At 45.7% G+C, this 11,280-nt stretch carries 8 protein-coding genes and 1 tRNA gene; 3 read left to right on the top strand and 6 right to left on the bottom strand.

All coding sequences use genetic code 11. The features are described from left to right. Nucleotides 1-165: 165 nt before the first annotated feature. Nucleotides 166-1,056 carry an HTH-type transcriptional activator IlvY gene (gene ilvY, locus OU793_RS22810; RefSeq protein ID WP_005455228.1) on the bottom strand — a complete coding sequence of 297 codons (891 nt, stop codon included), beginning with the start codon at nucleotides 1,054-1,056 and terminating at the stop codon, nucleotides 166-168. 143 nt (nucleotides 1,057-1,199) lie between these two features. Between ilvY and ilvC the strand changes: the two genes are divergently transcribed. Further along, a complete protein-coding gene (ilvC, locus tag OU793_RS22805; RefSeq protein WP_020904410.1) occupies nucleotides 1,200-2,684 on the top strand; it encodes a ketol-acid reductoisomerase in 1,485 nt (494 codons plus the stop codon). Nucleotides 2,685-2,867: 183 nt separating this feature from the next. On the opposite strand, the gene OU793_RS22800 is transcribed toward ilvC, so the two are convergent. The 4 genes from OU793_RS22800 to OU793_RS22785 all read right to left on the bottom strand — a co-directional run bounded on the left by OU793_RS22800 (nucleotide 2,868) and on the right by OU793_RS22785 (nucleotide 8,091). Beyond that, complete coding sequence (locus tag OU793_RS22800) at nucleotides 2,868-3,119, bottom strand: accessory factor UbiK family protein (RefSeq protein WP_005487540.1); 252 nt, start codon at nucleotides 3,117-3,119, stop codon at nucleotides 2,868-2,870. A gap of 131 nt (nucleotides 3,120-3,250) precedes the next feature. Beyond that, on the bottom strand, nucleotides 3,251-6,373 hold the full coding sequence (gene vmeD / locus OU793_RS22795) for a multidrug efflux RND transporter permease subunit VmeD (protein ID WP_005478703.1): 3,123 nt from the start codon (nucleotides 6,371-6,373) through the stop codon (nucleotides 3,251-3,253). 11 nt (nucleotides 6,374-6,384) lie between these two features. After that, complete coding sequence (vmeC, locus tag OU793_RS22790) at nucleotides 6,385-7,491, bottom strand: multidrug efflux RND transporter periplasmic adaptor subunit VmeC (protein WP_005487557.1); 1,107 nt, start codon at nucleotides 7,489-7,491, stop codon at nucleotides 6,385-6,387. A gap of 18 nt (nucleotides 7,492-7,509) precedes the next feature. After that, the gene (locus tag OU793_RS22785) at nucleotides 7,510-8,091 is read right to left on the bottom strand and encodes a TetR/AcrR family transcriptional regulator (RefSeq protein ID WP_005487525.1); all 582 of its coding nucleotides are present in this window, start codon (nucleotides 8,089-8,091) and stop codon (nucleotides 7,510-7,512) included. 169 nt (nucleotides 8,092-8,260) lie between these two features. Here OU793_RS22785 and rep point away from each other — a divergent pair, with 169 nt between their 5' ends. After that, nucleotides 8,261-10,276, top strand: coding sequence for a DNA helicase Rep (gene rep, locus OU793_RS22780; RefSeq protein ID WP_159404215.1), 2,016 nt, complete (start codon nucleotides 8,261-8,263; stop codon nucleotides 10,274-10,276). Between the two features lie 92 nt (nucleotides 10,277-10,368). On the opposite strand, the gene OU793_RS22775 is transcribed toward rep, so the two are convergent. Next, nucleotides 10,369-10,782, bottom strand: a complete 414-nt coding sequence (locus tag OU793_RS22775) for a cytochrome c5 family protein (RefSeq protein ID WP_005455203.1) — start codon at nucleotides 10,780-10,782, stop codon at nucleotides 10,369-10,371. A 337-nt stretch (nucleotides 10,783-11,119) separates the two neighbouring features. Between OU793_RS22775 and OU793_RS22770 the strand changes: the two genes are divergently transcribed. Next, nucleotides 11,120-11,196, top strand: a tRNA-Arg gene (locus OU793_RS22770). Nucleotides 11,197-11,280: the final 84 nt, after the last annotated feature.

Here is an 11,280-nt window from a genome sequence, read left to right as displayed (position 1 = left end):
ATGGTAGTGTGGGGTTTCCCCATGTGAGAGTAGGACATCGCCAGGCTTTAAATTTGAAAAAGCCCACTCGAAAGAGTGGGCTTTTTTGCATTTCAGAGTTCTGAAAATTAGGGTTATAAAAAATAACCCAAGTAATTCGAATCCAAATACCCATTATTCCCATTATTAAGGTGCAATGTATTTACTCTCCGCCACCTTCCAAAAAGCTTTCACTAATGGGTTTTCTAACTGGTTTTTGGTGCAACAGACGCCAAGTTCAAATGGCTTAATTGGCAATACTTTTAAGCGATTAATCTTTTCCCTTACTGGACTGTTGTTAATTACGACATCCGGTGCGATACCCACCCCACATCCCAACGCAACCATGCTTACGATGGCCTCATGTCCAGACGTTTGCGCGTAGATATTCGGTTTTATTTTCATTTTTTTGAGCCAAGTATTAGCCCTGTCCCTTGCTGTGCCTGCTTCCGGAAGAATGAATGGAATGATTGACCAATCTGGCTGCTCCTTTTGCAATTCCTCAGCAAATGAACTGACACCGACAGGAGCGATGACAGACAGAGGGATTTCACTGATCGTTTCAAACGCGATTTTGTTTGGCATCTGCTCCGATTTGGCTGAGATGGCAATATCGGCTTCATCTGCTAGTATTTTGTCGATTGCTTGAGCTGGGTCACCGGTTGATAGCTTAAATTCAATAAAAGGATGCTGAAGACGAAAATCGGAAATTAACTCTGGTAAATGGCTGTAGCTGGCGGTCACCGAACAAAAGAGACGGATTTCCCCCTTTAGCTCGCCTTCGGTTCCTTTTATATGGTTTTGATACTGTTGCCATTCACTAAGAATTTTTAACGCGACAGGCATTAATTTTTTGCCTTGGGTTGTCAGCTCTACACTGCGGTTATCGCGAACAAACAGCTGTTGATTTGTTTCTTCTTCCAACTTTTGTATTTGCCGACTGAGGGCAGAAGGACTGATGTGCATGGCTGCAGCGGTTTTGGCAAAACTTTTACTCTCACAGAGATGAATGAAAAGTTGCAGGCTTTTGATATTCATTAAATCTTCATTTCCATGTTGCATAAATTGCAATAAGTAATTGTGAATATATCACTTTAAGCAACGTTATGTCTGTTTTAGTATGAAGTTATTCGGTAAGACGGTTACCGACCTTTATGGAAGAATGTTTAAGGAGCACCCAGATGGCTAACTATTTCAATACCCTAAACTTGCGCGAGCAATTGGATCAACTTGGTCGTTGTCGCTTTATGGACCGTGAAGAATTTGTATCTGAAGCGGATTACCTGAAAGGTAAAAAAGTGGTCATTGTGGGCTGTGGTGCTCAAGGTCTAAACCAAGGCCTAAACATGCGCGATTCTGGTCTTGATGTGTCTTACGCACTACGTCAAGCTGCGATCGATGAACAGCGTCAATCGTTTAAAAACGCCAAAGATAATGGCTTTGAAGTTGGTAGCTACGAAACGCTAATTCCTCAAGCAGATCTGGTTGTTAACTTAACGCCAGACAAACAGCACACTAACGTTGTTGAGACGGTGATGCCACTAATGAAAGAAGGCGCTGCACTAGGTTACTCTCATGGTTTCAACGTTGTGGAAGAAGGCATGCAGATTCGTAAAGATCTGACCGTTGTCATGGTTGCTCCTAAGTGTCCTGGTACAGAGGTTCGTGAAGAATACAAACGTGGTTTTGGTGTTCCTACCCTAATCGCGGTTCATCCAGAGAATGATCCGAAAGGTGACGGTTGGGATATCGCGAAAGCTTGGGCTGCAGCTACAGGTGGTCACCGTGCGGGTTGTCTTGAGTCTTCTTTTGTCGCTGAGGTGAAATCAGACCTAATGGGTGAGCAAACCATTCTATGTGGCATGCTACAAGCGGGGTCTATCGTATGTTACGAGAAGATGATTGCTGAAGGCATTGATCCGGGTTATGCAGGTAAGCTACTGCAGTACGGTTGGGAAACCATTACGGAAGCTCTGAAATTCGGTGGTATCACTCACATGATGGACCGTCTATCTAATCCTGCGAAAATCAAGGCGTTCGAGCTTTCTGAAGAATTAAAAGACCTAATGCGTCCACTGTATAACAAGCACATGGACGATATTATCTCTGGTCATTTCTCTAGCACCATGATGGCTGATTGGGCAAATGATGATAAAAATCTTCTAGGATGGCGTGCAGAAACTGGTGAAACCGCATTTGAAAATTACCCAGAAACGGACGTTGAGATTTCTGAGCAAGAGTACTTCGACAACGGCATTCTAATGATTGCAATGGTTCGTGCTGGGGTTGAACTGGCATTTGAAGCGATGACAGCTTCTGGAATCATCGATGAATCAGCGTACTACGAGTCTCTACATGAACTTCCGCTGATTGCTAATACTATCGCACGTAAGCGTCTATATGAGATGAACGTGGTTATCTCTGATACGGCTGAATACGGTAACTACCTATTTGCTAACGTAGCAACGCCTTTATTACGTGAGAAATTCATGCCTTCTGTTGGTACAGATGTTATTGGTAAAGGCCTAGGCGAAACGTCTAACCAAGTGGATAACGCGACTCTTATCGCAGTGAACGAGACTATCCGTAACCACCCAGTGGAATACATTGGCGAAGAACTACGTGGTTACATGACGGATATGAAGCGCATCGCGGTTGGTGGCTAATTCCCTTCGCTGCGCAGCATTGAAGATATTAAATGAACTCCAGACAGAGTGGAGTCGATAAATACAAAAAACACGACATCTAATTAAAAGGCTTGGTCTCCGTTGACCAAGCCTTTTCGTTTTTAGTCGATTTTTCCATGTGCTGATAAGAAAAACGCTCCTGTCGAAGGAGCGTTTGGGGGCTTATTTATCAGCTAGCTTTTCTTCAAGCTCGGCTAATTTCTTTTCCATTTCCGTCAGCTTTTGACGCGTACGTAGTAAAACTTGAGTTTGAACATCAAATTCTTCGCGGCTTACTACATCTAGCTTATTTAGTTGGCCTTGGATTACTTGGCGAACTTTTTGATCAACGTCTGCGCCTAGCTCTTTTACTGGTGCTGGCATTGAGTCATGAATTTGTTTAGCAATTTGCTCTAATTTCTTTGGGTCAAACATAGTGGCTAAAACTCCTTTTGATTTGCCGACATTCTAAGTAAATGATACGGGAAAGTCGCCATTTAGATGGTAAAAAAGAGAGCAGCAATAAAAAAGGCCACCGAAGTGACCTTTTTATTAGCTTCTTGAGCTTATTTGTTTTCTGCTAGTTCGCGGTGCGCTGCTTTCGCTTCATCAACTCGAGCTAACTTTTCCAAGTCTTTATCTTCAACAAAAACTGGCAGTGGTTTGTGTTTTTCAGCTAAGTAGCTGTAAATCACAGGTAGTACGAATAGTGTGAACAACGTACCAATTGCCAAACCAGCCACGATTACGATACCGATACTAAAGCGCTGTGCTGCGCCTGCACCCGTTGCGTACATGAGTGGGATAAGACCCGCAATCATCGCCGCAGTGGTCATAAGAATTGGACGTAGACGAACTTTCGCCGCTTCCATTACCGCATCAATTCGAGACAGTTTGTTGTGCAGCTGCTCTTCTTTTGCTACTTCACAGATCAAGATACCGTGTTTGGTGATAAGACCGACCAACGTGATCAGACCGACCTGCGAGTAGATGTTCATCGAGGCTGTGCCCCAAGCCAAGGCGATCAACGCACCACATACCGCCAGCGGTACCGATACCATGATAACGATAGGGTCACGAAGTGATTCGAATTGAATCGCAAGAACCAAGAAGATGATGGCTAACGCAAGACCAAATGTTGCGTATAGCGCGCTACCTTCCGTCACGAACTGACGTGCTTCACCCATGTAGTCGTGGTTGTAACCGGCAGGCAGTTTGTTCTGCGCTACGTCCTCGAACCAGTTAATTGCATCACCCATTGCGACGCCAGGCGATGGTACAGCACCAACGGTTGCTGAGTTCAGCTGGTTGAAGTGAGGCAGTGAGCGAGGCTCGGCGACAACATCAATAGTGATCAGGCTACCAAGTGGTACTGCTTTTCCATCCACAGAACGAACGTAGTAGTTCTTCATTGATTCTGGATTTAAACGCCATTTACGTTCAACTTGAGGAATTACCTCGTATGAACGGCCATTTAGGTCGATACGGTTTACGTAGCCATCAGCCATCATGGTGCTTAGCGTGATACCGATGTCTTGCATCGTCACACCGTATGCGCCCGCCTTGTCTTTATCGATTTTGATCTTCATGGTCGCAGAGTCGTAGTTCAGATCTAAGTCCGAGTAGACGAACATTGGACTGCTGGCTACGTCTGTCAGAACATCACTTGCGATCGTAAACAAGCTTTCGAAGCTGTTTGGTGTCGTGATAACGAACTGAATTGGTAGACCTGAACCCGCACCAGGCAGTTCTGGCATCTGGAATGCCGTGATTGACATGCCTGGTACGCTTGCAACTAATCCACCAACACGTTTGGTGATCTCAGATTGGCTGGCTTCACGCTCACTCCAAGGTTTAAGTGTCGCTAGACCAAACGCTTGGTTCGAGTTAGGAACACCGTTAAATACCTGCGCGTATTCTACCTCTGGTTGATCCGACAGAATCTTGTTTACATCGTTCATGGTGTTTTGGATGTAATCCAAGTTCGCGTTCGAAGGCGCCGTACCCATTAGTACAACCACACCTTTATCTTCCGAAGGTGCAAGTTCACTAGGAATGAACTTGAACAAGACTGGTAAGCTTGCAAATACAATGATTGCAAACGCAATAACAACCGGACGATGAGCCATTACCGCTTTCAACATGCCTTCGTAACGAGTGGTCATGCCATCAAGGATATGGTGAACTTTTTGCTCAAACTTGCTTGGCTTCTCGTTCGCTTTCAGCATCTTCGAACACATCATTGGTGATAGTGTCAAAGCGATGATGCCGGATACGAATACTGAACCTGCCAGTGTCAAAGCGAACTCTTTGAACAATGAACCGGTGATACCACCCATCAATGCGATCGGTGCGTACACTGCACCTAGCGTCAATGTCATCGCGATAACTGGAACCGCAATTTCACGCGTACCAATAATTGCAGCTCGGAATGGCGACTCCCCTTCTTTGATGTGACGGTCAACGTTTTCTAGTACAACGATCGCGTCATCCACCACCAGACCGATGGCAAGAACCATTGCCAGTAGCGTCATCAAGTTCCAAGAGAAACCCATTGCCTGCATCACCATTGCCACACCAATCAATGAAAGTGGAATGGTTACGATAGGAATGATTACCGCACGGAATGAGCCCAGGAACAGTGTGATAACCACAAGTACGATGACCGCCGCTTCCAGGATGGTTTTCACCACCTCGTGAATCGATTCGTTGATCGCAATCGTAGAGTCGTACATCACGTTCATTTTGATGTTGCTTGGTAGGTTGCGCTCAAGTTGAGGCAACAGATCAAGCACGTCTGCCGCGATGTTGATCGGGTTAGCACTTGGCGCTGCGTTGATCGCCGCAACCACGGCTTCTTGACCGTTTGCACTTGCGCGGTAAACGTCGTGACTCTTCTCTAGCGTTACTTTAGCGATATCACCTAGGCGAATCACATCCCCTTCACCAGTTTTCACAACTAAAGCTTCAAGTTCAGCAACGTTTGATACCTGAGTATCTGCGCTACCGTTGTAAAGCACGAACTCACCCGTTGCTTGACCCGTTGCAGATTGGTAGTTGTTGGCGTTAAGAACGCTCATCACATCCGTTGCAGTCAGCTTCAAAGCGCCCATTTTGGCAGGATCTAGCCATACGCGTAGTGCGTATTTCATACCACCATAGAGATCAACTTTGGACACACCGTTTACGGTGAACAACTGCGGGTTGATTACACGCTCAAGGTAGTCAGTGATCTGGCTTGAAGATAACTCGTCACTCGTAAAGCCGATGTACAGTACTGCCGTTGTCGAACCAGTCGACATGGTTACGGTTGGGTCTTCGGCTTCTTTTGGAAGCTGTGAACGTACCGAGTTGGTTTTCGCCAGAATGTCAGACAACGCCGCATTCGGGTCAGTATTCAACTTCATGTTTACAGTAATGGTCGATTTACCCAGTACCGATTGAGAAGTCATGTAATCAATGTTGTCGGCTTGTGCTACTGCTTGCTCCAAAGGCTGAGTAATAAAGCCTTGGATTAAGTTGGCACTTGCACCGTAGTAACTAGTGGTTACGGTAACCACCGTATTTGTCATTTCAGGGTATTCACGAACCTGCATTTTGAACACTGCTTGCAAACCAAGTAGTGCAATCAAAAAGCTGATCGATACCGCTAAAACTGGACGTTTTATAAAAACATCAGTAAAGCGCATGATGCCTCCAATTAAAGCATTGGTGTTTCAGCAGGTGGAGTAATGGCATTGCTTTCAACAATGCTAACTTTCGCGTGGTTACTTAAACGGACTTGGCCCGACGTCACCACAACATCACCTGGCTTCACGCCTTCCAAGATGTGTGCGATGTCTTTAGTACGTTCGCCCACTTTAACTACGTGTTGTTTCACGCGCTTTTCACCATCTTCTTCTGTCACGATGTAGACGTTATCGCCGTACAAAGTGAAGGTGATTGCTGTTTGAGGTAGCGTCACTTGGTTTGCCAATTTAGGCATGATGATGTTTGCACGTGCGAACATACCGCTGCGAAGTTTGCCATCGCTGTTTGGAATGTCTGCTTGTACTTGGATCAGACCACTTTGTACATTTACTGCAGGTTCAATGGCAGAAATTGAGCCTTTGAATGGCTGATCTGGGTAGGCATCTACAAAAATATCCACTTCTTGGTCAAGTTTGATACGCGAGATGTCTGTTTGAGGCACGGTAAAGCGCAGACGCATTACACTGCTATCTTCTAGACGAACAATGTCGCTACCAGCTTGGATGTATTGACCAAGATAAACGTTACGGATACCAACCACACCTGCAAATGGCGCTTTGATTTCACGACGATCGATGGTTGCTTTTAAACTCTCGATATCTGCTTTAAGCGAGTAGTAGTTTGCTTCAGCTTCATCGTAAGCTTCTTTAGAAATAGAACCTTTCTTAAACAGACCTTGGTAACGTTTGTATTTCGCTTCTGCTGCAGGAAGTTTCGCTTGTGAACTCTTCAAGTTCGCTTTTTCCACTTCAGAATCAAGCAAAACGAGGGGTTGGCCAGCTTCAACTTGAGTACCTGATTCAAAAGCGATCTTGTCGATAACACCGCTCGTTTCGTTCGCTACCGTCACACCTTGGTTTGGCTCGATAAAACCGATAGCCTCGATCACTGGTACCCAATCCACCGCTTTTACTTCCGTAACGGTTACTGGGAACTCAGGTTCAGGACGGTTTGCCATGTATTCAGCGATCTTTTGTTGCTTAAATAAATTGAAACCTATCACGCTGCCGAACAAGAGAACGGCGATAAGTAACATAAAGAAAGTCCACTTTTTCATTCTATTAAGAACTCCAAGTTAGTGTTTGATAATTGCATCCCAACTGGCTTCAATGGCTGCTTCCAGCGCATCGTCGTCCAATTGATAAAATCCCAAAGCATGTTTTCTCGCAAGCGCGACGCTTGCTTCAAAGCTTAATCCAGAGAGCACTTCGTTATCGAGAGGCTTAAAAACCCCTTCTTCTTTGCCCTGGTTGAAAAGGCGATCTACTTGGGCAAACATTTTTCGCTCAAGTTCCCACGTCTTGTTTCTTGTCGTGCAAGGTAACGAATCATATTGAACTCGATTACTGATGGCGTTTAAGTTGGAACCCGCCAAATTCCAGATGTTGAGCCACATGGTTCGATAGCGTTCCTTCAATGGCATGTCGTCATTAACACCCGCTTGCACTGCAGAGGCAATGCGTTTGGCTACGTTAAGACGCACTTCTTCCAATAGATGTTCTTTGTCTGAAAAATAGCGATAAATCGTCCCGGCGGCGACACCAGCTTCGTTGGCCAGCTTTTGCATAGAAAGCCCTTGAAAGCCAGACTCTGCAATTAACTGCTCCGCAGCGGCAAGTATTTGATCGCGTTTATCTACAGCAGGGTTGTCCGTCATAATCCTACTACCAGTGAATGAACGTTCATTCATTATAGCTTAAAGTCTGGTCTACTATGCAACAGAATGTTGCACCAATCGGGGTAAAATTTACGAGAAAATCACCGTAGCATTCAAAGAGCCACCCCTTTATCATAGGCGCCACATTTGTCACCCGCAGAGAATTTGTATGAAGCTGAACCCTAGACAAGATGAAGCCGTAAAATACGTGTCTGGTCCATGCCTAGTGCTTGCCGGCGCAGGCTCAGGTAAAACGCGCGTAATTACTAATAAAATTGCTTACTTGGTTCAGCAATGTGGCTACAAAGCAAGAAACATCGCGGCCGTGACCTTTACCAACAAAGCCGCCCGCGAGATGAAAGAGCGTGTTGGTCAAACCTTGGGTAAAGCCGAGTCGAAAGGTTTGATGGTTTCTACTTTCCATACATTGGGCTTGAATATCATCAAACGTGAGTATAAGCAGCTTGGTTTAAAAGCGGGCTTTTCGTTGTTTGATGATCAAGACCAGATGGCGCTGTTGAAAGAGTTGACGGAAAAGCAACTCGACGGTGATAAAGACCTACTCAAACAACTATTGAGTACGATCTCCAACTGGAAAAACGACATGTTAACGCCAGAGCAAGCCAAAGCGATGGCGAAAGGCGAGCAACAACAGCTGTTCGCTTTTTGTTTTGAGATGTACCAGAAGCAGATGAAGGCGTACAACGCGCTCGATTTTGACGACCTGATCCTTCTGCCAGTATTGCTGCTGCGTAATAATGAAGACGTGCGTCAGCGTTGGCAAAATCGCATCCGCTATCTATTGGTTGATGAATACCAAGATACCAACACCAGTCAGTATGAACTGGTCAAATTGATTGTGGGCGAGCGCGGTCGCTTAACCGTCGTTGGTGATGATGACCAATCGATTTACTCGTGGCGTGGTGCAAAACCGCAAAACTTGGTGCTGCTCGGGCAAGATTACCCGAACCTGCGCCTGATCAAGCTGGAACAGAACTATCGCTCGACCAGTCGAATTCTTCGTGCTGCAAACATTTTGATTGCCAACAACCCGCACGTGTATGAAAAATCACTGTTCTCAGAGATTCCTGACGGCGAAAAACTGAAAGTGTTGCTAGCCAAGAACGAAGAGCACGAAGCAGAAAGGGTCACGGGTGAGTTGATTGCGCACAAGTTCTTAAATCGCACGGAATATCGAGATTATGCGATTTTGTATCGCGGTAACCATCAATCGCGCTTGATTGAAAAATCACTGATGCAAAACCGCGTACCCTACAAACTGTCTGGCGGTACGTCGTTTTTCGCGCGTGCCGAAATCAAAGACATCATGGCGTATCTTCGAGTGTTGGTGAACCCTGACGATGACAACGCATTTCTGCGAATTGTGAACACGCCGCGACGCGAAATTGGCCCGGTAACGTTAGAAAAATTGGGCAGTTACGCCAATATGCGCGGCAAAAGCCTATTTGAAGCAAGCTTTGAAATGGGATTAGAGCAACACCTATCGGGACGTGGTCTCGAAAATCTGCGTCGCTTTACACAATGGTTGGTGGCGATTGCCGATCAAGCTGAGCGAGGTAACACAGTAGAAGCTATTCGCTCCTTGGTTCGTGACATTCATTACGAAGATTGGCTGTACGAAACATCAGCCAGCCCGAAAGCCGCTGAAATGCGCATGAAGAACGTTTCGGATCTCTACTCTTGGATTGTGGCTGACTTAGAAGGTGACAATTACGACCAAGAAGAGAAAACGCTGAAAGAAGTGGTTCAACGTTTGACCTTGCGTGACATGATGGAACGCGGCGAAGAAGACGAAGACAGCGATGCCGTTCAATTGATGACATTACACGCATCAAAAGGTCTAGAGTTTCCTTACGTTTATTTGATTGGTTCGGAAGAGGGCATATTGCCGCATCAAACCAGTATTGATGAAGATAACGTCGAAGAAGAGCGACGCTTGATGTACGTAGGCATCACCCGCGCACAGCGAGAGCTGACGTTTACCATGTGTAAAGAGCGTCGCCAGTTTGGTGAGTTGATCAAGCCGACTCAAAGTCGTTTTTTGGATGAGCTGCCGTTTGATGATGTCGAATGGGAAGTGAACAAAAAGCCTGTGTCTCAAGAAGAACGAATGGCAAAAGGTCAGGCGCACATTGCAAACCTGCGCTCGATGTTTAAGAAGTGATCACTTTGGTATCACTGTAAATCAAGTTCACTCCAAACAAAAAGGCTTGCCGATTGGCAAGCCTTTCTTATTTCAGATGAGTGGCCGCTGGATTACAAGCCATCAATCATGTGGTCGATGGCTGCAATGATTTCATCATCAGAACAGTCCATACATGTACCTTTTGCTGGCATCGCGTTGAAGCCTTCAAGCGCGTGCTTCACTAGCACGTCTTTGCCTTGCGCGATACGCGGAGCCCAATCGTCAGCATTGCCCGATTTTGGCGCGCCGTTTACACCAGATGCGTGACAAGCAATACAAAAAGTACCGTAAACTTTGGCGCCATCACGTGGACCGGTTGGTTCTTCCTTCACAGGCTCTGAACCTGCTAGATAAACATCACCGACAGGTTTGATGCGCTCTGCGATCGCATCGTATTCAGTTTGGCTGATGTCAGAAGCTAAAGCTGCCGTAGAGAAAGTTAAGGCAGCGAACAAAACGCTAATCATTTGTCGAGACATATCCATTAAACCCACTTCACATTCCCGAGGTAAGTGACTTACCTATTTATATAGTTAGAGTATTGATACCGCGTCGAGAAAATCATTCGAAATCTCTCCGATGGCATAAAATGATTAAACAACTTGGTTGCAGCTGTTAAATCAATGTAAATAATGGGTGATTATATCCCGATAACTTGTTGCAATAAACAACAAGTTATCCATGACAGGGCGTGAATCACATCAAAAATACACTTTAAAGGCAGATAACTGTCGAAAAAGAGACCAAACGATAAAAAAAGTAAAAAAAGTACTAGACGGCATAGTGTGATATCCGTATTATTCCACTCCGCCGATAGGGCATGCGCCCGTAGCTCAGTTGGATAGAGCGTTGGCCTCCGGAGCCAAAGGTCGAAGGTTCGAATCCTTTCGGGCGTACCATACCCCGGAGGAAAAGTCGGTAAAACTCAATGGTGGCTATAGCTCAGTTGGTAGAGCCCCGGATTGTGATTCCGGTTGTCGCGA

Origin of the sequence: Vibrio sp. VP6 (assembly GCF_028823755.1) — a bacterium.
Lineage (GTDB): Bacteria > Pseudomonadota > Gammaproteobacteria > Enterobacterales > Vibrionaceae > Vibrio > Vibrio parahaemolyticus.
Note: the sequence above shows the minus strand (reverse complement) of the source record. Positions and strands in the feature narration are given on the sequence as shown.